Source organism: Bacillus sp. GbtcB10 (genome assembly GCF_019091365.1).
Classification (GTDB): Bacteria; Bacillota; Bacilli; order Bacillales; family Bacillaceae; genus Bacillus; species Bacillus altitudinis.
On the sequence record NZ_JAGXJP010000003.1, the window covers coordinates 407,187 to 429,364 of the forward strand.

Consider the following 22,178-nt stretch of genomic DNA (forward strand, 5'->3'; position numbering starts at 1 on the left):
ATTATAGCTGATTTTCACCAAAAAAACCATGTCCGCTTTTCTCACAGGAAACCAAATGATACTTCCCTGCATAACCTATGAAGAGAAAGAGAATGCAGTAAGGGAGGTACAAGTATGTTAGGGCAAAGGCCTATGGGCGATTTTCAGCCGCATCGTCCCTCACGCCGGCACCTTGGAAATGGCGGACAGCCCGGGATTTTTCAACGGAGACAGCAGGCTCCGATCGAACAGCCTTTTCAAGGGCAAGGCAACCAATTTCAACAAATGATGCCTCGCTCTCCGTCTGTACAAGGCGGCGGTCTACGCGGGATGGGTGGCATTCCTGGAGGCGAAAGCCGTGCACTAGGCGGCGGAGCCGGAATTAAGGGCATGCTGGCAAAATTTCTTCCTGGAGCTGGAGGTGCAGGAATCTCTGGAGCTGGAGGTGGTGCGGGATTACAAGGAATCCAGAGCTTCGCAAACCCTGCGAACCTTTCAAGCATGTTAGGAAATGTTCAAAAAGTACTCGGAATGGCGCAGCAATTCACGCCTATGATTCAGCAATACGGTCCTTTAGTCAGAAATTTGCCTGCCATGATTAAACTCTATAGCCAGCTTGGCAGTGCGGATGATGATGAAACAAATACGAATGATGCAGACGAAGAACCAAAAGAAATCACTGCAGAAACAGACGTTCCGCACGAACAAACAGCACCGATTGATGATGAAATAGAAGAAGGAAAAGAAGAAGAACCAGAGGACATCCTTGTCAAAAAAGGGACTGTACACACATCAGCTGCTCCTGAAGCAAAACCGAAAAAAAGATCGGGTAGTTCCATTCCGAAACTATATGTCTAGTGATCTTTTAAAGGCGAAGTGTTTCCCATGTATAACAATCTTTGATATATGCGCTTACTTTGGCTATAATGAAGGAAGAGAATGATCAAAAGCCGTTTTTCACGGCTTTTTATATTGTTCTTCTCTAGCAGCACTTCCCTACAGGAGGACGAATAAATGAATGTAATTAAAATTTCGCCGCGTGGCTATTGCTATGGCGTTGTAGATGCAATGGTCATTGCTAAAAATGCCGCACTTGATAAAAACTTGCCACGCCCAATTTATATATTAGGTATGATTGTGCACAACAAACATGTCACAGATGCCTTCGAAGAAGATGGAATTTACACACTGGACGGACCAAACCGTCTGGATATTTTAAAACAGGTTGAAAGTGGCACAGTGATTTTCACCGCTCACGGCGTATCTCCTGAAGTCCGTCAAATTGCAGAAGAAAAAGGTCTTGTCGCCATTGATGCGACGTGTCCAGATGTCACGAAAACACATGAACTCATTTCAGAAAAAACAGCTGATGGATATGACATTATTTATATCGGGAAAAAGGGGCACCCTGAGCCAGAAGGAGCCGTCGGTGTTGCACCTGACAAAGTGCACCTTGTTGAAACAGAAGCTGATATTAAAGCGCTCGATTTAACGTCAGATAAACTGCTCATCACCAATCAGACAACAATGTCTCAGTGGGATGTTCATGATCTGATGGAGCTCATTAAAGAAAAATATCCTCACGTCGAGTACCATCAAGAAATCTGCCTTGCGACACAGGTACGTCAGGAAGCTGTGTCACAGCAAGCAGGCCAAGCCGATCTGACCATTGTGGTCGGCGATCCAAAAAGCAATAACTCAAATCGTCTGGCGCAAGTGTCAATGGAGATTGCAGGAACGCAGGCTTACCGAATTGGTGATCTCAGTGAACTAAAGCTTGAATGGCTCCAAGGGGTTAAAACAGTTGCCGTTACTGCAGGTGCTTCCACACCAACACCTATTACAAAAGAAGTCATTCGTTTCTTAGAAAACTACGAACCTGATGATGAATCAACATGGAAAATTGAACGGACGGTTCCTCTTTCTAAGATATTACCTCGCGTGAAAACAAAGAAATAAAAAAAACGTCAGAGCTGCTATGCTCTGACGTTTTTGTTTACACAAATTGAAACGGGTTTGTGTTTGATTCTGATACAAAGAATTGCACATCATATTTTTTATCTGTACATAGCGATTCTAGCTTTGTCTTTACGCCCTCTTTCATGATCTTTTCTGCGTAATGACCTGGGTCCACTACATTCAGTCCGAGCATCATGGCATCGTGAGCGACATGGAAATAAAGGTCGCCAGTCACGTACACATCTGCACCCATTCTTTTCGCTTGATGGATATATTTATTTCCGTCTCCTCCAAGCACAGCTACTTTTTTCACGATCGCTTCCTGATCTCCTACAAAACGCGCTCCATTCACATCTAACTTCGTTTTCACAAATTGAGTGAAGTCTTTAAGTGTCATAGGTTCTTTTAATTCTCCAATACGGCCAAGGCCTTTTTGAACAGGAGGAAGATCTGTCGTATGAACACTGTAAGCCACTTCTTCATAAGGATGTGCTTTGATCATTTCACGAATCACTTGTTTTTCAATACTTGCTGGGAAAATGGTTTCGATTCGTACTTCTTTCACAAATTCCAATTTACCCGTCTCACCAATAAATGGCACAGCTTCTTCTGATGGCAGAAAACTGCCTGTCCCTTCATTTGAAAAAGCGCAATGACTGTAGTTGCCAATATGGCCAGCTCCCGCATTTCCTAAAGCCGTCCTGATGGCCTCTTCAAATTCCACTGGGACATACAAGGCTAGCTGCTTAATTGGATCTTCATATGTTGGAACTAGCACTTTTGTTTCCCCGAGCTCTAAAGCCTCTGCAAGCAAGTCATTGACTCCCCCATCAGCCACATCCAGGTTTGTATGTGCTACATACACCGCAATATCATGTTTGATGCATTTCTCAATGATCCGTCCTGCCGGCTGATCTGTCGCCACATGTTTTAATGGACGGAAAATTGGCGGATGGTGGGCAATAATGAGATCCACCTTCCGCTCAATTGCCTCATCTACCACATTTTCTAATACATCTAAGGTGATCATGACATTGTTCACTTTTTTATTCAGCGTTCCAATCTGGAGCCCGATTTTATCACCTTCCACCGCATATGCCTTTGGTGAAAATTGCTCAAATAATTGGATGATTTCATGCCCGTTCACTGTTTTAGCCAACAGTCAAAACCCCCTTTAGCATTTTTATTTTCGCATTCAGCTCTTTCAGACGTTCTTTGTTCTCTTCCGTCGGCGCTGCTTTTTGAATCTGGCCTTCTATATGCTCCATGTGCTGAAGCTCATTCATCCATTTGCGCCGGAAGACATCATTATGTTCTTTGGCAAGAAACGGACCAACGAGCATGCCTGTTTCAATCGACATGCCTTCATAAGCTTTATCTTTGTCGCCAGTTTCGGCAATGATGATTTCGTATATCTTGCCATCCTCTTCTAAAATCACTTCATCCATCAGTTCATACCCCTCTTGATAGAGCCATAAACGAATATGGTGAGCATGAATATTAGGCTGAAGAATAAGCCGCTCCTGCCCTGTGAACTTGTGTTTACCTTCATTTAGAATGCTTGCAATGAGTGCTCCGCCCATTCCTGCAATCGTGACAGCATTCACCTCGCCTTTTTCAATCACTTCAAGGCCATTTCCTTTTCTGACTGAAATCTGCTCATCTAATTCAAGCCTATGTACTTGCTGCTTCGCAGATTGAAGCGGTCCATCAGTAATTTCACCAGCAATGGCTTTCAATGCTTTATGATGTAATATCGCATAACATGGCAAATAGGCATGATCTGAGCCAATATCAGCAAAGACCGCCTCTTTTGGTAAAAAGTCTGCGACTCTTTTTAATCGTTTTGACAAATTCATTTCATTCATCCATATCACTACTTTTCTTTAATGTTCATACTTGTCTATCTTATATAAATTATGGACTTTTTAAAAGTCGTTTTCAAATGAAAAAAGCTCTTCTGATGAAAAAGAGCTTTTTGCGCTTTATTATTTAATTTTGGATACCCATTCTGACATTTCATCGAGCTTTTCATTCGGAATTAGCCCGCCCGGCATCCCATTTCCGCCTTCTTGAATTTTTTTCTTGATGTCTGCTACTTCAAGCTTGTCGCCAACACCTTTTAATGCAGGACCAGCGCCACCTTCGTAGTTTTCCCCATGACAGCTAATACAGTTCTGCTTATACAATTCTTCCGGCGTCGCATTTGCGGTCTCTTCTTGCTTTTGCTCTTTGCCCCCAGAGGCAATTTTGTCTTCATCTTTCAGCCCCTTCATTGATAAGAAAAAAGTGAGTCCAATACCTAAAATGGCAATCAATAAGAATGGTATAAGTGGATTCCGTTTCATTTCTTTCATCCTCCCCTTTGTGAAAAACCCCTTTGAGACTATGCAAACAATTCTAATTCTACTTTAATTTTACAAAAAGTAAACGAATTATGATACAAAACTTTGGTCAAGTTCACAGATTAGACAAAAATGATTCAAAATGAGAAATGAAGCCTTCAGCACATTTAGATGTATTTTTTATACATCTTTTCTCTAAGAACGTTGCAAATTCATTTGTTATTCAGTAAAATATAATCAGGTCAAAAAAGCGTTTTCATTTTGATGAAGAAAGAACGGATCTCTCTCAAGATCCGTCCGGTTTCTATTCTAAGAAGTCTTTTAATCGTTTACTTCTGCTTGGGTGTCTTAATTTACGAAGAGCTTTCGCTTCAATTTGGCGAATACGCTCTCTTGTTACGCCAAACACCTTTCCTACCTCTTCTAATGTGCGTGTTCTTCCGTCATCTAGTCCGAAACGCAGTCTCAGCACATTTTCTTCACGGTCCGTTAGCGTATCTAATACATCTTCAAGCTGCTCTTTTAAGAGCTCATAGGCAGCATGGTCTGATGGAGAAGTCGCCTCTTGGTCTTCGATAAAATCACCAAGATGCGAGTCATCTTCCTCACCAATAGGTGTTTCTAAAGATACTGGCTCTTGCGCAATTTTAAGAATTTCTCTTACTTTCTCTGGTGTTAAATCCATGTCTTCCGCAATTTCTTCTGGCGTTGGTTCTCTACCTAGATCTTGTAGAAGCTGTCTTTGGACACGGATTAATTTATTAATGGTTTCCACCATATGAACCGGGATCCGGATTGTTCTCGCCTGATCGGCAATCGCACGTGTGATCGCCTGTCTAATCCACCAAGTCGCATATGTTGAGAATTTGTATCCTTTGCGGTAATCAAACTTCTCAACCGCCTTCATGAGCCCCATGTTTCCTTCTTGAATCAAGTCAAGGAACAGCATACCACGACCAACATAACGTTTCGCAATGCTGACAACGAGACGAAGGTTCGCTTCCGCTAATCTTCTTTTTGATTCCTCATCGCCTTCTTCAATCTTTTGAGCATACGTAATCTCTTCTTTAGCAGATAGCAAATTGACGCGCCCGATCTCTTTTAAGTACATACGAACAGGATCATTAATTTTGACACCTGGTGGTACGCTTAAATCATTCAGGTCAAATTCCTCTTCTGCCTTAGCCAGCTGCTGAACATTTGGGTCTTCAGTCTCTTCATTTTCACTAATGAGTTCTACACCCTGTTCGCCTAAGTATTCATAGTATTCATCCATCTGGTCTGATTCAATTTCAAAGCTAGACATACGCTCTGCAATTTCTTCGTATGTTAAAACGCCCCGTTTTTTACCCGTTTCAGTGAGCTTATCTCTCACCTGTTCAAAGGTTAATTCAGTTTCAGTTTCGTGGGCTTGTTTATCAGCCATTATGGATCCCTCCTTCCAAAGCTTGCAACGAATTCTAAAGTAACTTGCGATTTGCTTCTGCTCTGCCTTTCTCTCTCTATCAAACAGAATGAGCAAATAGGAATAAAATAAATAATGATGAAGGCAAGATGCTTGCGGTCTTATGCTCCTCCCATTAAAGGATTCATTGCCAGCCGTAAGTCTTGTCATAAATAGTAGACGTATTACTTCAGCGAACGGTTCAACTGAATAATTTCTTTTGCAAGTGTTGCCGCTTTGAAGAAATCTTTTTGCCTCTCCGCCTCTGCACGTTCTAGTTCTTTTTCCTTTATCATTGACAAATTCCGATGATTCAACACTTTTTTTACATAATCACTTAATTCAGCTTCACTTAGTTCGTCTCCAACTTGAATCATGAATATATCCGTCAGGAGCTGATTGATCACATCATCTTCTATACGGTTCATCAGATGCTGCGGGGTCGGCTCCTTGCCTTCTTCATACAATGCATAAATGTATGTTGCCAGCGCTCTGTGCGAATCTATATTAAATTCAAACCCTATCCTATCAAGCACTTTTCGGATCACGTCATCATTTTTCAACATATGTGCAAGGAGCATTCGCTCTGCGTTTTCATATGCCGGCCTTAGACGTTTTCGTCTTACCTGTGTTGACAGATGTGCACGCCGCTTTTCAAGCCCATTTTCTTCTTGCGAGCTCTTGGCCTCTTGTCGCTGCTGCTTTTCAAAAAGCTCCAATTGCTCCTTTAATGAGTCAAGTGAAATGGAGAACTCCCCGGCCAGCTGCTTCATGTAAATCTCTTGTTCCAAGGAACCGTTTAATCGGCTGATTTCTCGGAGAACCTGCTTCATGTAAGTCAGGCGGTCTCCTTCGTCAGACAAATTCTTTCCTCTTCGGAAAAAATTCATCTTAAATGTCATTAATGTCACACTTGCATCTATGATGTCATTCCTAAATTTCTCGCCGCCATATTTACGAATGTAATCATCTGGATCAAGTCCATCTGGTATCATGGCAACGCGAACTTTACATCCTCTTTTTCCAAGCAAATCTGATGCTTTCATGGTCGCTTCATACCCGGCCGTGTCAGAGTCATAACATAAAATGATTTCTTCTACGTTCCGCCTAAGAAGCTTTACGTGCTCTTCTGTTAAAGACGTACCCATTGTTGCAACACTTTCGCCAACACCACTTGTGACAGCCGAGATGACGTCAGCAAATCCTTCGAAAAGGACTGCACGTTCGCGTTTTCTAATATGCATACGCGCGTCATGAAAGTGATAAAGCAGCTTACTTTTATGAAAAAGTGGCGTTTCAGGACTATTCATATACTTTGGCTGCTGATCACCAAGTGATCTTCCAGAAAAAGCGACGACCGTCCCGTGATGATCATGAATTGGAAACATGACACGATCTCTAAAGCGGTCAAAAAAACCTGTGCCGTTTTCTCGTTGAATCAAAAGACCAGCCTTCTCCATCATCGCAGGATCAAACCCTCGTTTTTCTAAAAACTTGGTCACGAAATCCCACGAGTCGAGAGCATACCCGATCTCAAACTTGGCAATTGTTTCATCCGTAAAGCCCCTGGACCTTAAATAATCGAGTGCGTTTTGACCTTCCTTTGTATTTACCAGCAAATGGTGGTAAAATTTCTTAAGAAGCTCATGCGCCTCAATCATTTTATGGTCTGCTGTATCCTCTTGCTGTGAGGAACTGATCTGCGCATTCGCTACATGATCCGGCAAATCAATATGGTACTTATCAGCAACATGTGAAACGGCTTCAATAAATGAGTAGCCTTCCATTTGTCTGAGGAACGAAAATACATTGCCTCCTGCACCACAGCCAAAACAATGGAAGATTTGCTTATCTGCTGAAACAGAGAATGAAGGAGTATTTTCACCATGGAATGGACAAAGACCGAAGTAATTCCGACCTTGTTTTCTAAGCTGTACGTATTCTCCAATCACTTCGACAATGTCTGCGTTTTTTTGGATTTGCTCCAAAAGTTCATCTGGTATACGTTTGCTCATCCTAATAACACTCCGTCGTACATTATTCGCCTTTTAATTCAAAAATCCTTCATGATTCGACAGGATTTTTTGTAGTTGGGCAATAAATCGCTTTTTATCCTCTTCTAAAAGCTTTTTGGGACCTTTTCCGTATACACCTTTTCTTCGCTGTTTACTGGAAACATGCCTGCGTTCCAAATCAAAATCAATTGTTTCGTTTGTGTACATTCGTCCTCTTTCAGACAGAACAATGACTTGTCTTGGAAGCAGTAAGGAGGCCAGACCAATATCCTGGGTGACAACAATATCGTGCTTGACAGCTAAGTTCGCAATGACTAAATCTGCTGCTTCCTTATGTGTATCAACAAACCGCCAATCTTCAAGTGGTGATCGTTTGGTTTGAAAATGCTCATATGAAGCAATGAAAGTCACAGGTACTTGAAATTGAGATGCGACAGAAAGGATTTCGTCTTTTACAGGACAAGCATCTGCATCGACATAAATCGTCCTTTCTTTTTTACGTTCATTCAGGTGACTAATTCTCCATCCCTCCACCTTATTCCTGCTTTAGAGAAGCAAAAAGACCATACTTTTCCCCCATAAAGCAATCAACAGTAAAACTCATTTTGTCGAAAAGTTATGTTCAGAATCACTTGACTTCTGCCAATATTAGTTTATTCGTTCTTGACTTAACTTAAACCTAAAATCAATCATTTTATCACAATTTTTTATTATAATACAAATGCAGCAAATATGCTATTGTTTTTGTTTACCCGTTTCCCACCATAGGAAAAACCCAGGAGGAGCATCCTGAGTTTATTCGGAACCTCTTTTGGTCAGCATTTGATGAATGACATTTGCTGTCTCCTCAACTGCTTTATTCGATACATCAACAACTTGACAGTTAATGCGGTCAACCACTTTTTCAAAATATTCTAGTTCCTCTTTAATCCGTTCGATATTCGCATAAATGGCACGGTCATTTAAACCGAGTGATTTTAAACGTTCTTTACGGATATGATTTAGTTTGTCTGGACTAATTTTTAGGCCGATGCATTTTTTTGGATCAACTGAGAATAACTCCTCTGGCGGATCAACTTCAGGAACAATCGGAACGTTTGCTACCTTCAAGCGTTTATGTGCTAAGTATTGAGAAAGTGGTGTCTTAGACGTACGCGATACACCAATCAGCACAATATCAGCCTTTAGAATACCTCTTGGGTCCCGGCCATCATCATATTTCACAGCGAACTCAATGGCTTCTACCTTTTTAAAATAGTCCTCATCTAATTGACGTACACGACCTGGCTCATGTTTCGCTTCATTTCCATATGCCGTCTCCATTTTATCAATAAGTGGACCGATAATGTCATAGTACACGACGCCATTCGCTTCTGCTTCTTCAATTAAGAATTGGCGCATTTCTGGCACAACAAGAGTAAAGCAAACGATTCCATTATCTGCTTTCGCCAATGAAATCACTTCTTTAATCGTACCGACATCCTCTACATATGGGATTCTTCTAATATTTGAATGGTCGGATGAGCCGCCATCAAATTGGCTAAGTGCCGCTTTGACCACGAGCTCTGCCGTTTCTCCGACTGAATCTGATACAACAAAAATTACACGATTACTCATAACATCCCCTCGCAGTCTTCTGTAATTAGATAATTTCGTTCTCTGATAAGCTAACAAGTATTTTCGTCATGTTTGTTTTCGTAATTCTGCCGACCACTTCAAAGCCTTTATCCGTATCTTTTATAACAGGAAGTGCATCTATTTGTTTTTCAATCAAGTGCTTGGCCACATCCATAATAAAATCTTCTTTGCGGCAAACGGTAATGTTCGGCATTCTTGTCATAATAATATGGACAGGTATAGACGGAAGCTCTTGTTTCCCAATACTTGCTCGAAGGAGGTCTTTTCTTGATAACACGCCTGTTAAAATAGAGTGATCGTCCACAACGAATAATGTGCCCACATCCTCTAAAAACATCGTACAAATCGCATCATAAACCGAAACATTCTCGTGTATCACGACCGGAATGGACTGAAAATCTTTCACTTGAAGTTTTTTCAGCTTATCTGCCAGAAGCTGCGTGCCTGTTTTGCCTGTAAAAAAGTAGCCGACCCTTGGTCTTGCTTCTAAAAAGCCAGACATCGTTAAAATGGCTAAATCCGGTCTGAGGGTAGCCCTTGTTAAGTTCAGCCGATCGGCGATATGCTCTCCAGTGATCGGACCATTCTCTTTGACAATCTGTAAAATCTGCTCTTGCCGTTTATTTAACTCGATTGTACTCACCACCTTTAAATAGAGAGAGCGAATCCTTACTTTATGTATATCAATTTCATAACTCATCATATTATAGCGCATCTTCGTCCGAATGAAACAAAAATCCACTCAAAAACCGTGAATTAAATGAGTAAAAAACGATTGCCCTTCGAAAAAGGCAACCGTTCTTAGGTATTTATTTTACAATTAAATTGTTCATATTCGCAAATGATTGAATGACTTTTGCAAGTTTGACCATTTGTGCCAAACGATTTTGTTTCAGTTTTTCATCATCGGCATGAACCATGGTATGGTCAAAATAATGAACAATTGGTGCTTTTAACGTATCTAACGCTTCAAGTGCTGAATGGTACTGTCCTCTTGCCATATACTCGTTGACGGCTTTTTCCGCTTGCTGATACGCTTCAAATAGCTTTTGTTCGTGTTCATTTTCAAACAGTTCAGGCTGAATCTGTGCGTCTTCCCCTTTTTTACTGATTGAAATGACGCGGCCTAGTGCCTCAGCCGTTTCTTTGAAACTCTCCTGTTTCACGCTCTCTTCAAGAACAGCCGCTTTTTTCACAACCGCATATGGTTCAATATTTTCAACATCAAGGACTGCTTCCACCACGTCATGACGGATATGTTCTGCTTGGAGGACATATTTCAAACGGTGTGTTAAAAATTCAATGAGAGCCGCTTCATGTTTTGCATCTACTTGAGCTAGTGCTAAAAGCTCTTTAAATGAAAGATTCCATTGGCGGTCGAGCAGGATTTGAACGATACCGCTCGCTTGTCTTCTTAATCCATAAGGATCTTGAGAGCCAGTTGGAATGACATCAATTGAGAAGAATGAACAAATAGAATCTAGCTTATCCGCCACTGCAACAATCGCCCCAATAAGTGTTGACGGCGCATCGTCACCGGCAAAACGCGGCATATAGTGCTCGTTGATACTCTTTGCCACTTCTTCATGCTCGCCAAGTGCTCTAGCATATTTTTCACCCATGATTCCTTGCAATTCTGGGAATTCATAGACCATCTGAGTCACAAGGTCAAATTTAGAAATACTGGCTGCTCTTGCAGCGCGTTTAGACGTTTCTTCATCTGCACCCACATGATCTGCTAGGCGGACGGCAATGTCTGTTACTCTTTTCAGCTTGTCACCAATCGTGCCAAGTTTCTCATGGAATACGACTTTATCAAGCTTTTGAATGTTGTCTTCAATGACGAGTTTTTCGTCTTCTTTATAGAAAAATGCCGCATCTGATAAACGTGCACGAAGGACCTTCTCGTTCCCTCTTGCCACATTTTCAAGTGCCTCACTGTTTCCATTTCTGACCGTAATAAAGTGCGGCAGTAATTCCCCTTGTTCATTTTTCACTGGGAAATAACGCTGATGCTCTTTCATTGTCGTGACAAGCACTTCTTCCGGCAGCGCAAGAAATTCTTCTTCAAAAGAACCAAATAGAACGGTTGGATATTCAACGAGATCGTTCACTTCTTCTAGAAGCTCAGGATCAACTGGAATGACCCAGCCTTTTTCGGAAGAAAGCGCATGTAATTGCTCAGTAATTAATTGTTTTCTTTTATCTGAATCTACAATGACAAATTGATCTCTTAATGTTTGCTCATAAGAAGCTGGTGTGTCAATGCTGGCTGTCGTCCCTAGGAAACGATGTCCTCTAGTCTCCCGTCCGCTTTTCACTCCTGCAATTTCGACAGGAATGATCTCTTGACCAAATAAACAAACAATCCATTTAATTGGACGGATATAGCGTAAATCCTCGCTTCCCCATCTCATGTTCTTTGGAAAACTCAATGAAGCTGCAATGTCACCCAATGCTGGAAGAAGGTCTTTGACTTGTTTTCCTTCTTGAAACTTTTGGACATGGACATAATCCACACCTTTGATGTCTTTGAAATAAAGATCATCTGTTGAAGCACCTTGTCCGCGGGCAAAACCTTCGGCAGCTTTTGTCCAATTGCCTTCAGCATCTTGAGCAATCTTTTTAGCCGGTCCTTTTGCTTCTTCTTTGATGTCCTCTTGTTTTTCTGCAACACCTTTGACGAGTACAGCTAGACGTCTTGGTGAATTAAATAAAGCAACGTCTTCGAATGAAATATTTTGCGCTACGAACCAAGCTTTTACTTTGTCACCTAGTTGCTTTGTGCTTTCTGGCATGAAACGAGCCGGCATCTCTTCTAAGCCGATTTCAAGTAATACATCTTGTTTATTCATGAGAAGCCGCCTCCTCTTTTAGCATAGGGAATCCTAGTTTTTCTCGTTCTTCGTAATATGTTTTGGCTACTTTTCTCGCTAACTGACGTACTCTTCCGATATAACCTGTTCGCTCAGTCACAGAAATCGCGCCTTTGGCATCAAGCAGGTTAAATGTGTGAGAACATTTGAGTACATAATCATATGCCGGGTGAACAAGCCCTTTGTCCATTTGGCTATGTGCTTCTTTTTCATATGTTGTAAATAAATCGAACAGCATATCCGTATTAGATGTTTCAAACGTATACACAGAATGCTCGTATTCAGCCATTAAGAATAAATCTCTTACAGTAAAGCCATCTGTCCATTCAAGATCAAATACATTTTCTTTGTCCTGAATGTAAGAAGCAAGACGCTCAATTCCGTATGTGATTTCAACAGAAACTGGCTTACATTCTAAACCGCCGACTTGCTGGAAATACGTAAATTGCGTAATTTCCATTCCATCAAGCCAAACTTCCCAGCCAAGTCCTGCGCAGCCAAGAGATGGGTTTTCCCAGTTGTCTTCAACAAAACGAATATCATGTTTCAGCGGGTCAATGCCAAGCGCCTTCAATGATTTTAGATACAGTTCTTGAATATTGTCAGGTGATGGCTTAATGATCACTTGAAATTGATGATGTTGATACAATCTGTTTGGGTTTTCTCCATATCTGCCGTCAGCCGGGCGTCTTGACGGTTCTACATAGGCTACCTTCCATGGCTCTGGTCCAATGCTTCTGAGGAACGTGTATGGACTCATCGTTCCAGCACCTTTTTCTGTGTCATATGCCTGCATTAATACGCAGCCTTCATTTGACCAATGCTTTTGCAGTGTCAAAATCATGTCTTGAATATTCAATGATCGCACCTCCATCTTTTTTACACCATCCGCTATGTATGGCGGTGGGGCCTAGAACCTTTTTGCAAAACACAAAAACTCCCGTCTCTATGCTCACAAGGTTCCTTGCAAACATAGGGACGAGAGTTTTTCCCGCGGTTCCACCCTATTTGCTGGTGTCGTAGCACCCAGCCGCTTTGTTTTACGTTGCTCAAGAATGCCTTTCGTTACGTGTCCATCCTTAGCTCACACCGTCCTAAGGTCGCTTTTATGGCTGATACGTAAGTACTTCTTTCTGTCAATGCAACATATTTGATCTTAGATGATCTTACAAAAAGTCACGAGAGATGTCAACTTTTGTTTTCACCGTCCATTAGCTTTTTCATGGATTCCATTTGATTCATGAATTTTTTTGATTTTAAATAAAGACCTGAATACTCTTCATAATAATGATCGAGCACTTGACGAATTTCTTGTTTCGTTTGTGGTTTCACGTCAACCTGACCAAGCCTTGATAAATCAAAATAATGAAACAAACGGAGCAGTCTTGCTGCTGCTGGGGATAAGGGCAGTTTATATGGATCTTTAGAAAAGCATTGCCTACAGATGAATCCGTTATCTCTAATTGAGAAATGGAACTGCCCTTCTTTTTGACCGCAGTGTACACATTGGTCCAGTTCAGGCTTCAACCCCATCACTGACAGCATTTTGACCTCTACGATAAATAAAATAATATCAGCATCTGTGCCTTCATTGAGATGGCGTAAAGATTGAAGAAGAAGTTCAAACAAGTAAGGGTTTGGCTTCTTTTCTTCTGTTCCTTTATCAAGTAATTCTGTCATATATGCGGCATATGCGGTCAGAAATAAATCTTCCCGAATGGTTCGCATGCTTTCCATCATTTCACCTTGCTGGAGCGTTCCAAGTCCTGTTGATGATTGGATCAGGAAGGTTCCGTATAAAAACGGCTGGCTTATGGCTGACAGGCGGCTGTTCGATTTCTTAGCGCCTCTTGCCATCACACCAATTTTCCCATGTTCTCTAGTGAGCAGCGTGACAATTTTGTTTGTTTCGCCATAATCTGTTGTTCTAAGGACGATTCCTTCACTTTTAATGAGCATTTGTCTACACTCCGAGCATTGGAGGGGGTCAAGAATTATAAGATTGGAAAATCAAGTCGTGCTATTTCTTCTTCAAGTACATCGGGTCTTTCCAGGTTCTCCTTTTCTAACTCTTTGAAAAGCAGATACGTGTCAACGCTTCCTGTTTGTGAAAATACGTTCCATGTAAAATTCAACATAAAAACCCCACCTTTCTTTATTAGAAGCAGCAACGCTACATCCAACATATTAATTTTATCTTGACCAGGCTACCTCCATTTCATGATAAACAATTTTTACTAATCGAACCGCACCATTGTCAGATCTACTAACAACTGTATCGGTTTTTAATATTCGTCTTCTCTAAATCCGAAATCACGAAGATGTGTGGATTTATTACGCCAGTCCTTCTGCACTTTTACCCAAAGCTCTAAATACACCTTTGAGCCTAAAAGTGCTTCAATGTCTCTGCGCGCTTTTTGTCCCACTTCTTTTAATAAGCTGCCGCGCTTACCAATCACAATCCCTTTTTGTGAATCACGTTCTACGACGATGGTCGCTGCAACATGAATCTTGCCGTTTTCATCTGGCTTGATCGATTCAATCGCAACCGCAATACTGTGAGGGATCTCTTCTCTCGTTAAATGCAGCACTTTTTCACGAATTAATTCAGAAATAATAAATCGCTCTGGGTGATCTGTTACTTGATCTGCCGGATAAAATTGAGGGCCTTCTGGAAGATAACCTTCAATTTGCTGAAGAAGCGTATCAATGTTGTTGCCTTCAAGTGCTGAAATTGGCACAATTTCCTTAAATGGGTAACGTGTACGGTATTCATCAATTAAAAGGAACAGTTCATCCGGATGAATTTGGTCAATTTTATTGACGACAAGGAACACCGGTGTCGATGTTTGCTTTAGTCGTTCAATGATGAATTCATCACCTTTTCCATAGCCTTCCTGTGCGTTGATCATAAACAAGATCAGGTCGACTTCCTTGAGTGTATTTTGAGCCACCCTCATCATAAAATCGCCAAGTTTGTGCTTCGGTTTATGAATTCCTGGTGTATCGATAAAAATCGTTTGTGACGTGTTCGTTGTCAGAACACCTTGCACTTTGTTTCGAGTCGTTTGGGGCTTATCACTCATAATCGCAATCTTTTGTCCAATTACACGATTAAGAAAGGTCGATTTCCCTACATTTGGTCTTCCAATAATTGATACAAATCCTGATTTGAAGCTTTCGTTAGTCATTTAAATCCTCCGGTGAAAATGCGCCTGGCAATAGTTCGTTTACTGTCGTTTCGTATATATGACCTTTTAAGTTCGTTAGAATCACTGGCATATCAGGTGCACATAGCTCTGAAATGACCTGTCTGCATGCGCCGCATGGTGAAACAGGCCGATCTGTATCAGCCACTACTGCAAGCATTTGAAAAGATGTGATGCCTTCTGAGTACGCTTTAAAAAGTGCTGTTCTTTCCGCACAATTACACATACCATATGCTGCATTTTCAATATTGCAGCCGCCATACACTTTTCCGTCATGCGATAATAATGCTGCACCGACTTTGAATTTAGAATAGGGTACATATGCAAAATCTCTTGCTTTGACTGCTTCTGAAATCAACTCTTGTTTGTTCATTCTAGTTCCCACTTTCAGAAGAAATGGTACCACTGTCACATTTATATTTTACATAATTCACGTGACATTTTCACGCCCATTTCTAAAAATGTTAATAAATAGTAATATTGTTCTATTGCATGATCTTCGGTAAGAAGATGATCAACCCAATCATAACCGAAATGGCGGCGTAAACGCAAACAGCGCCTGCTGCCGCGTCCTTCGCTCTCTCAGCAAGAGGATGCTTCTCTTCTGTGAAAAGATCTACTGTATGTTCAATCGCTGTATTCACAAGTTCTAACGCAAACATCCCGCCACATAAAAGCAGAATGATCATCCATTCAACCGGATGAATGTGAAACCAAAAGCCGCAAATCACCACGATGATGGCTGCGACTGTGTGAAACCGAAAATTCCGTTCATTCAAGAAAGTTCGCCATATTCCTCTAAATGCATAATAAAAACTCCGAAAAAAACGGACAAGCGGCGTTCGCTTCTTACGATGATCTCGAAAGGCCATAATCATCCAAAATTTTTGTCTGTTTGGCGAACATTTCTTTTTCATCTTCTTCTGTCATATGATCATAGCCAAGCAAATGAAGAAAACCATGAATCGTTAAAAATCCTAGCTCTCTCATGAAGGAATGTCCATATTCCTCTGCTTGCTCTTTCGTACGATCAACACTAATGATAATGTCACCAAGTACAGGCGGAATGTCATCAGCTCCAATGATTTCAATTTCCCCTTCGCCTTCTTCCTCAAGGGCAAATGAAATTACATCTGTTGGTGCATCTTTTCCTCGGTATTCTTTATTAATTTGATGAATTTCTTCATTTGAAACGATCGATACTGATACTTCCGCTTGATCTTTTACCTCAAGGGCATCCGCAGCAAATTGAAGAAGCTTTTCAACTTCTTCAAGCTGCTCTTTCGATACTTGTCCTGTTTCATCTATTAAATCGATTAACAATGTCATTTACTTCACCTTCTGCTTCGGGGCATCTGGATATTCAATCCGAGAATGGAAAATCCCCTTTAATGTTGTACAAATCGTTTGGCTAATAATATTTAATTCTTTAAATGTCAGATCACATTCACTAAATTGTCCATCCTGCATCTTATCTGAAATAATGCCTTTGACAAGCTTTTCAATCCGCTCAGGGTTTGGATTATGCATCGAACGAACCGCCGCTTCCACGCTGTCAGCTACAGAAATAATGGCCGCTTCTTTCGATTGCGGTTTTGGACCAGGATAACGAAATTCTTCTTCTGTCACCTGATCATCCCGTTCTTTTGCCTTATAGTAAAAGAACTTCAGCAGGGACTTTCCGTGATGCTGTTCTGCAATGTCCACAAGTTCCTCTGGAAACTTCTTTTCTCTCAGCATTTCAGCACCATCTGTCGTATGGGCAATAATAATATTCTTGCTCAGCTGAGGAGAAAGCTTGTCGTGCGGATTATCAATGTTCATTTGGTTTTCAATAAAGTATTGGGGTCTTTTCGTTTTTCCAATGTCATGATAATAAGCTCCAACCCTTGCTAACAATCCATTTGCACCGACTGCTTCACATGCAGCATCCGCTAAATTCGCCACCATGACACTATGATGATATGTACCTGGCGTCTCTGTTAAGATCTTTTTCAGCAGCGGATGATTCGGGTTCGATAATTCAATAAGCTTCATGGTCGAAAGAATACCAAACATGCTCTCAAAGACTGGCATTAACCCAATAACCAAAATAGCCGATGCAAACCCTGACACAATCGCCATGATGAGGTTCACACCTATTTCAAGCCCTGATGGAGAAGAATTTTGAATCAGCGTAATGGACAGCACAACAAGTACATTCACCAAAGCTACCCAAAGCCCCGCCTGCAAAATTTTTGATCTCGCATTATGTTTTCTCAAAAATAAAATCCCCGCCATCCCGCTTATTAGATAATAAGCACAGATGACATAGTTAAAGACGCCTGTTACTCCTTGATTAAACATCATACTGCCGCAAAGGGCAAATACAAGGCCGGAGAAGATCGCCAGCCGCTCATTGATCAGCAGCTTAATCAGCATCGTGCCAAGTGCCACAGGCACGACGTAGCCGATGGTTGTATATTTGGTTTCCTGGAAGAGACTGAATACTTCCATGATGATTAAAATAATGGTGAAAATAAGCGAGTACAGCAGTAACGATTTATTCTTATGGACGAGCGACTTTTTCCTCGATTCCAGTGAGTGGACAATCGCCGCTAAGAAAAGACCGATTAAGATGATAAGACCGCTTACAGGCTTAAACAAATTGGAGCTGTTTAAAAGACCGGTCAGTTCTAATTTACGATACACTTCACGGTCAATGAGCTCGCCTTCTTCCACTAAAATTTGCCCTTGCTTGATTTGAACCGGCTGGATATTATCAGCTGCTTCTTGTCTTTTCTTCTCTGTTGCCACCGGGTCAAATACATAGTTTGGAATAATCGCAAATTCACCAATTTCTTTCGCTGCATTTAAATATTTTGACGGAATCGAATTGTTTTCAAGCTCTGCTTTCACTTGTTTCTTTTCATCTTGCAGCTTAGAAGCTGTGATTTCTTTACCCATGAGCGAATTGACCACTGTGATGATGGAGTCCTTTGTAAAAGAAAGGTTTTCGTCGCTTGCTTGGAGCAGTGCTTTAATCGATTGATCCGAAACAGCTTCCTGCATATCCGTCGTGAGTTTCTCTTTTACATGCTTCACCATCTCTTGATCTGTTGGCGGGTTCTCTTTGTCATCAGCTGCTGCTTTCTTCTCTTCTTTAATGGCTTCAAAGAGGGATGAAATGAGGTCAACACGATTATCAGAATACGCTTTTTTGAGTGTATATTGGTCTTCCACTTGATCCGTTGCTTCTTGTTTCTTTTCTTCTGTTGCTTCTTGGTCATCAACGGTAGACGGAGAATAGATGGTCTGTTCGCTCACTGAAAACAAATCTAGGTCGAGCGATTCAGGCTTTACATGGAAGAAGAGCACCACAAACAGGATGGCCGCTAAACCAGCGTATAGCAGTACGTTTAAATAGCGTGAGCGCTCCATTTTCTGAGGTTCTTTTTTAGACAGCAGCCTTTTGCGCTTACTGCCTTTCTGATTCTTTCTCAAGGAAAGTACCTCCTTTTTTACTTTAAACCACGATCGAAACAAAATGACCCGATTAAGGCGATCGGGTCACTCAGTTCATTTTTGCTTTTCGTATGCTCCAATGATCTTCGCCACAAGCGGGTGTCTGACCACATCTGTCTGATCTAATTCAATGAATGAGATACCCTTGATCTCAGCAAGCATGTCCTTTGCAGCTGCAAGGCCTGACTGCATACCTTTAGGCAAATCAATTTGTGTAATATCTCCTGTAATGACCATTTTAGAACCAAAGCCTAGTCTCGTCAAAAACATTTTCATTTGAGCTGGCGTTGTATTCTGCGCTTCATCTAAAATCACAAATGCATCATCAAGCGTCCGCCCTCTCATATAGGCAAGAGGGGCAATTTCAATCACTCCGCGCTCAATTAAACGTTCCGTATGATCACTACCAAGCACATCGTGCAGAGCATCATATAGCGGTCTTAAATAAGGATCGACTTTTTCTTTTAAATCTCCTGGCAAAAAGCCAAGACTTTCTCCTGCTTCAACAGCTGGCCTTGTCAGGATAATCCGTTTGACATGTCCATTTTTCAGGGCATGTACGGCGTTGACCACTGCTAAATACGTTTTACCTGTACCAGCAGGTCCAATCCCAAAGACCAGATCATCTTTTTTCATTGCCGCAGCATATTCACGCTGGCCGATCGTTTTGACTCTGATCGACTTGCCTTTGGCATTTTTCGTAATTTCATCTTCATACATATTTTCAAAATAATTGAGCTTGTCTTTTTGCGCCATTTTAATGGCATAGACGACATCCCGCTCAGAAATCTCAATTCCTTTACGAATGAGATGTAAGAGAGATGTAATCAAACGGCTCACAGTATCTCTTGATGCTTCCTGACCAGAAACATACACTTTCTCTCCACGTGTGATAATGGAGACATTCAGCTCGTTTTCCATCAGTTTCAGATAAGCATCTTGATTGCCAAATAAAGCAATGGCTTCATTTGGGCTATCCAATTTTTGTTGAATCTCAAGTAAATGTTCTGTCATTCTCTAGTCTCCCTGAACAATAGGTGTTGGTTGAACAATATCTTCTATTACTTGGTAAAGGATGATTAACTTAACTTTACCATTCCCTGTTGTCTCGTGCAAAACTTTTTCACTTTTCACTTCACCTGTTTGACCTAGCTTTTCTTCTAATTCTTTTTTACCCATTTTAATCCCTGCTTGAACCGCTTCTTTATTTGTGTATTCTCGATTTATTTTTTCACTTTCTCGTGTGATTTCCTTTTCATAGGAGAACGGCAATTGCATATTCAAAAAATGAAGCGGATGAACTTCTGTTTCTATTTTCGGCTGCTGAAAATCATCTTTTTTAAAGGAAAATCCCCAAAATGGGATGGAGCCTCCAAACAAGGAGAGCTTGTGCTTTGTCTTCATTTTACCCGTAAAGACATCAAAAGATGTTCGAAGAGGGACAGAAACTTCAGATCGGTACCATGTTTCACCATAGATTTTCGCTTTAGCTCCGACCGTTTTTTTCTGATCTTCACTCCCAATTAAACCTGAGACGAGCATCTGCCCTTTTTTCACATGCTCATCGACCTGGGCAAGCGGTTCCCCCTTTTCTACATACATTCTCGTGATGACCGCCTTTTTCTTGGCAACGATGTGCTGAGGACTTGTATATTTCTCCTTTTCAGGTTCATTTTTTTCGACCACTTTCATTTGAAACGTCGTTCCGTTCAGTTCAACTCCGACCCATGTAATGCTCTGAATATTGGTCGTCAATGACTTTTGTATTTTTTCAGGGGTCCCCATGAGAAACTGAAAACGCCCTTTTTGCACCCCTATTTCGTCCAGATGCTTTCTCATTTGGTGTTCTGTTTCTGGATTCGCACCTTTAATCTCAATTTTCCACACCATATTTGAAAGAGCCAATATCGTCACTAGGAAAAAAGCCATCCCGAGGGTGAATCCAATATTTCTTCTCGACCAAAGAAGAAGAAACGGGAACCCTTTCTTTTGATGAAACGAACATTTCACCTCATGATGTCTGCGCACTTTTCTAAAGGCATGTACATCTGAGAGGCGAATAAATAAGCGCACGCTGTCTTGACGGCGGCTCACTTGAAAAATTGTGATCCCCTGTCTCGTGCACTCATTGATTAGCCGCTCAATACCGCTTCCTCTTATCTCCACTTCCACTCTGCCAATAAAATAGGAAAACCATTTGTTTTTCACGTTTCTCCCCTCCGTCAGTTAAGAATCAATATAACGGACCTCATCGATTTTCCCCTCTAATAAGATCTCTTCTGGCAAAATCGTTTTAATCACAAAGTCTTTTCCTGAAATAATGCACTGTCCTTGCTTGAGCATCAGCCTTACCTCTTGATCACTGAAAAGTAAAAGCCCTTTATGGTTCTCTATGTAAATATGGAGTCTGCCAACCATCGTAATACGGGGAAGATCCATCATCACGTCCGGAGGGATTTCAAGTGTTCTTGTCAGCCATGCTTTAAGTTGATTTTTTCTTTTTCCCATTCAATAAGAACCCCTTCCCACCTCATGTGTATGAGATCAAACTGAAAGATGGTGAGACTGATGAGAAAGCCTCTATATCATCCTATTCCTTAGCGGTTCATATCATGCTAATGAATCCCGTAAAACAGCCGTTTCATCATTTTGACTAAAAAAAGTCTCCATTACACAACAAAAAAGCCCCCTTAAGGATGAGGGGGCTTACTTCTTTATCTTTTATATGGCCGTTTCATCGTTCGATGTGGCTTTTTCGCACGAGGCTCTCCAAATACTTCACCAAGGATCATCCCTTGAACGACCGTATCTTGGTTGAGTTTCTCAATCATTTTCGGCTTCATTCCAGCAGATGCTGCCTTTGGCCTTGTAAGTTCTCTTTCAAGCGATTGAAACTCTTTATTCAGCTCGCTTTTTCTTTCTTCCATTTCGGCAAGTGTAGCTGTATAACGATCCTGTAAGGCCTGTGAACCTTGTTTCTTCATCCCGCCATGATCATGTACATCGCCAAAATCGTCCAACTGGTCTGTTTTGACCGGGGCTGGTCGTGTTTGTTCTGCCTTCTTTTGAGGAGCCGGCTTTTGCTGCCGGTTATTTTGTTCCTTCTCCTCTTGTTTGCCGATTTTCCCAAAGACCGCAGAGATAATACCGATGATAATCGCTATTAGTAACGGATTTTCAAATAGAATGTCCAATGGGCTCCCTCCTTA

At 41.3% G+C, this 22,178-nt stretch carries 23 protein-coding genes; 2 read left to right on the plus strand and 21 right to left on the minus strand.

Translation table 11 applies throughout. The features are described from left to right. The first annotated feature begins 114 nt into the window (after positions 1-114). Together vrrA and KVT11_RS12290 are read left to right on the plus strand one after the other, a co-directional pair. Positions 115-837, plus strand: coding sequence for a VrrA/YqfQ family protein (gene vrrA / locus KVT11_RS12285; protein WP_210552097.1), 723 nt, complete (start codon positions 115-117; stop codon positions 835-837). A 156-nt stretch (positions 838-993) separates the two neighbouring features. Next, positions 994-1,938: a 4-hydroxy-3-methylbut-2-enyl diphosphate reductase gene (locus KVT11_RS12290; RefSeq protein ID WP_007501283.1), complete on the plus strand. Its 945-nt coding sequence runs from the start codon at positions 994-996 to the stop codon at positions 1,936-1,938. Positions 1,939-1,975: 37 nt separating this feature from the next. On the opposite strand, the gene KVT11_RS12295 is transcribed toward KVT11_RS12290, so the two are convergent. The 21 genes from KVT11_RS12295 to KVT11_RS12395 form a co-directional block, all read right to left on the minus strand. Beyond that, positions 1,976-3,097 carry a Nif3-like dinuclear metal center hexameric protein gene (locus KVT11_RS12295; protein WP_116307157.1) on the minus strand — a complete coding sequence of 374 codons (1,122 nt, stop codon included), beginning with the start codon at positions 3,095-3,097 and terminating at the stop codon, positions 1,976-1,978. Next, positions 3,090-3,806: a tRNA (adenine(22)-N(1))-methyltransferase gene (locus KVT11_RS12300; protein WP_116307159.1), complete on the minus strand. Its 717-nt coding sequence runs from the start codon at positions 3,804-3,806 to the stop codon at positions 3,090-3,092. The genes KVT11_RS12295 and KVT11_RS12300 overlap by 8 nt, the downstream gene beginning before the upstream one ends. Positions 3,807-3,926: 120 nt before the next feature. After that, on the minus strand, positions 3,927-4,286 hold the full coding sequence (cccA, locus tag KVT11_RS12305; protein WP_008342390.1) for a cytochrome c550: 360 nt from the start codon (positions 4,284-4,286) through the stop codon (positions 3,927-3,929). 301 nt (positions 4,287-4,587) lie between these two features. Further along, on the minus strand, positions 4,588-5,709 hold the full coding sequence (gene rpoD / locus KVT11_RS12310; RefSeq protein WP_008342392.1) for an RNA polymerase sigma factor RpoD: 1,122 nt from the start codon (positions 5,707-5,709) through the stop codon (positions 4,588-4,590). Between the two features lie 203 nt (positions 5,710-5,912). Next, complete coding sequence (gene dnaG, locus KVT11_RS12315) at positions 5,913-7,742, minus strand: DNA primase (RefSeq protein ID WP_008342393.1); 1,830 nt, start codon at positions 7,740-7,742, stop codon at positions 5,913-5,915. Positions 7,743-7,775: 33 nt separating this feature from the next. Further along, a complete protein-coding gene (locus KVT11_RS12320; RefSeq protein WP_008342395.1) occupies positions 7,776-8,276 on the minus strand; it encodes a YaiI/YqxD family protein in 501 nt (166 codons plus the stop codon). Between the two features lie 261 nt (positions 8,277-8,537). Further along, positions 8,538-9,359: a pyruvate, water dikinase regulatory protein gene (locus tag KVT11_RS12325; RefSeq protein WP_008342399.1), complete on the minus strand. Its 822-nt coding sequence runs from the start codon at positions 9,357-9,359 to the stop codon at positions 8,538-8,540. A 25-nt stretch (positions 9,360-9,384) separates the two neighbouring features. Beyond that, positions 9,385-10,023 (minus strand): transcriptional regulator CcpN, encoded by a 639-nt coding sequence (gene ccpN / locus KVT11_RS12330; RefSeq protein WP_024423017.1) that lies wholly within the window; start codon positions 10,021-10,023, stop codon positions 9,385-9,387. Between the two features lie 166 nt (positions 10,024-10,189). Continuing rightward, the gene (gene glyS / locus KVT11_RS12335; protein ID WP_050827418.1) at positions 10,190-12,235 is read right to left on the minus strand and encodes a glycine--tRNA ligase subunit beta; all 2,046 of its coding nucleotides are present in this window, start codon (positions 12,233-12,235) and stop codon (positions 10,190-10,192) included. Then, positions 12,228-13,115, minus strand: a complete 888-nt coding sequence (gene glyQ / locus KVT11_RS12340; protein ID WP_050827420.1) for a glycine--tRNA ligase subunit alpha — start codon at positions 13,113-13,115, stop codon at positions 12,228-12,230. The genes glyS and glyQ overlap by 8 nt, the downstream gene beginning before the upstream one ends. Before the next feature lie 329 nt (positions 13,116-13,444). Continuing rightward, positions 13,445-14,215 (minus strand): DNA repair protein RecO, encoded by a 771-nt coding sequence (gene recO / locus KVT11_RS12345; RefSeq protein WP_007501304.1) that lies wholly within the window; start codon positions 14,213-14,215, stop codon positions 13,445-13,447. Positions 14,216-14,250: 35 nt separating this feature from the next. Then, positions 14,251-14,394 (minus strand): YqzL family protein, encoded by a 144-nt coding sequence (locus KVT11_RS12350; protein WP_008342408.1) that lies wholly within the window; start codon positions 14,392-14,394, stop codon positions 14,251-14,253. Positions 14,395-14,541: 147 nt separating this feature from the next. Then, positions 14,542-15,447: a GTPase Era gene (gene era / locus KVT11_RS12355; protein WP_007501305.1), complete on the minus strand. Its 906-nt coding sequence runs from the start codon at positions 15,445-15,447 to the stop codon at positions 14,542-14,544. Then, positions 15,440-15,838 carry a cytidine deaminase gene (locus tag KVT11_RS12360; RefSeq protein WP_008342410.1) on the minus strand — a complete coding sequence of 133 codons (399 nt, stop codon included), beginning with the start codon at positions 15,836-15,838 and terminating at the stop codon, positions 15,440-15,442. The genes era and KVT11_RS12360 overlap by 8 nt, the downstream gene beginning before the upstream one ends. A 112-nt stretch (positions 15,839-15,950) precedes the next feature. After that, the gene (locus KVT11_RS12365) at positions 15,951-16,337 is read right to left on the minus strand and encodes a diacylglycerol kinase family protein (protein WP_008342413.1); all 387 of its coding nucleotides are present in this window, start codon (positions 16,335-16,337) and stop codon (positions 15,951-15,953) included. Next, positions 16,315-16,794, minus strand: coding sequence for an rRNA maturation RNase YbeY (gene ybeY, locus KVT11_RS12370; protein WP_007501310.1), 480 nt, complete (start codon positions 16,792-16,794; stop codon positions 16,315-16,317). Before ybeY ends, KVT11_RS12365 begins: the two co-directional genes overlap by 23 nt. Then, positions 16,795-18,909 carry an HD family phosphohydrolase gene (locus KVT11_RS12375; RefSeq protein ID WP_393920037.1) on the minus strand — a complete coding sequence of 705 codons (2,115 nt, stop codon included), beginning with the start codon at positions 18,907-18,909 and terminating at the stop codon, positions 16,795-16,797. Between the two features lie 114 nt (positions 18,910-19,023). Then, positions 19,024-19,983 carry a PhoH family protein gene (locus KVT11_RS12380; RefSeq protein WP_008342419.1) on the minus strand — a complete coding sequence of 320 codons (960 nt, stop codon included), beginning with the start codon at positions 19,981-19,983 and terminating at the stop codon, positions 19,024-19,026. Between the two features lie 3 nt (positions 19,984-19,986). Beyond that, positions 19,987-21,177 (minus strand): sporulation protein YqfD, encoded by a 1,191-nt coding sequence (yqfD, locus tag KVT11_RS12385; RefSeq protein WP_217609011.1) that lies wholly within the window; start codon positions 21,175-21,177, stop codon positions 19,987-19,989. 18 nt (positions 21,178-21,195) lie between these two features. Beyond that, a complete protein-coding gene (gene yqfC, locus KVT11_RS12390) occupies positions 21,196-21,477 on the minus strand; it encodes a sporulation protein YqfC (protein WP_003217398.1) in 282 nt (93 codons plus the stop codon). A 206-nt stretch (positions 21,478-21,683) separates the two neighbouring features. Beyond that, positions 21,684-22,163 carry a hypothetical protein gene (locus tag KVT11_RS12395; protein WP_217609012.1) on the minus strand — a complete coding sequence of 160 codons (480 nt, stop codon included), beginning with the start codon at positions 22,161-22,163 and terminating at the stop codon, positions 21,684-21,686. Positions 22,164-22,178: the final 15 nt, after the last annotated feature.

Excerpts from the sequence above, each read along its gene's own strand:
- vrrA (WP_210552097.1), top strand. The coding sequence starts at position 115 with ATGTTAGGGCAAAGGCCTATGGGCGATTTTCAGCCGCATCGTCCCTCA.
- KVT11_RS12290 (WP_007501283.1), top strand. The coding sequence starts at position 994 with ATGAATGTAATTAAAATTTCGCCGCGTGGCTATTGCTATGGCGTTGTA.
- KVT11_RS12300 (WP_116307159.1), bottom strand. The coding sequence starts at position 3,806 with ATGAATGAAATGAATTTGTCAAAACGATTAAAAAGAGTCGCAGACTTT.
- cccA (WP_008342390.1), bottom strand. The coding sequence starts at position 4,286 with ATGAAACGGAATCCACTTATACCATTCTTATTGATTGCCATTTTAGGT.
- rpoD (WP_008342392.1), bottom strand. The coding sequence starts at position 5,709 with ATGGCTGATAAACAAGCCCACGAAACTGAAACTGAATTAACCTTTGAA.
- dnaG (WP_008342393.1), bottom strand. The coding sequence starts at position 7,742 with ATGAGCAAACGTATACCAGATGAACTTTTGGAGCAAATCCAAAAAAAC.
- KVT11_RS12325 (WP_008342399.1), bottom strand. The coding sequence starts at position 9,359 with ATGAGTAATCGTGTAATTTTTGTTGTATCAGATTCAGTCGGAGAAACG.
- glyS (WP_050827418.1), bottom strand. The coding sequence starts at position 12,235 with ATGAATAAACAAGATGTATTACTTGAAATCGGCTTAGAAGAGATGCCG.
- recO (WP_007501304.1), bottom strand. The coding sequence starts at position 14,215 with ATGCTCATTAAAAGTGAAGGAATCGTCCTTAGAACAACAGATTATGGC.
- KVT11_RS12350 (WP_008342408.1), bottom strand. The coding sequence starts at position 14,394 with ATGTTGAATTTTACATGGAACGTATTTTCACAAACAGGAAGCGTTGAC.
- era (WP_007501305.1), bottom strand. The coding sequence starts at position 15,447 with ATGACTAACGAAAGCTTCAAATCAGGATTTGTATCAATTATTGGAAGA.
- KVT11_RS12360 (WP_008342410.1), bottom strand. The coding sequence starts at position 15,838 with ATGAACAAACAAGAGTTGATTTCAGAAGCAGTCAAAGCAAGAGATTTT.
- KVT11_RS12365 (WP_008342413.1), bottom strand. The coding sequence starts at position 16,337 with ATGGCCTTTCGAGATCATCGTAAGAAGCGAACGCCGCTTGTCCGTTTT.
- ybeY (WP_007501310.1), bottom strand. The coding sequence starts at position 16,794 with ATGACATTGTTAATCGATTTAATAGATGAAACAGGACAAGTATCGAAA.
- KVT11_RS12380 (WP_008342419.1), bottom strand. The coding sequence starts at position 19,983 with ATGACAGAACATTTACTTGAGATTCAACAAAAATTGGATAGCCCAAAT.
- yqfC (WP_003217398.1), bottom strand. The coding sequence starts at position 21,477 with ATGGGAAAAAGAAAAAATCAACTTAAAGCATGGCTGACAAGAACACTT.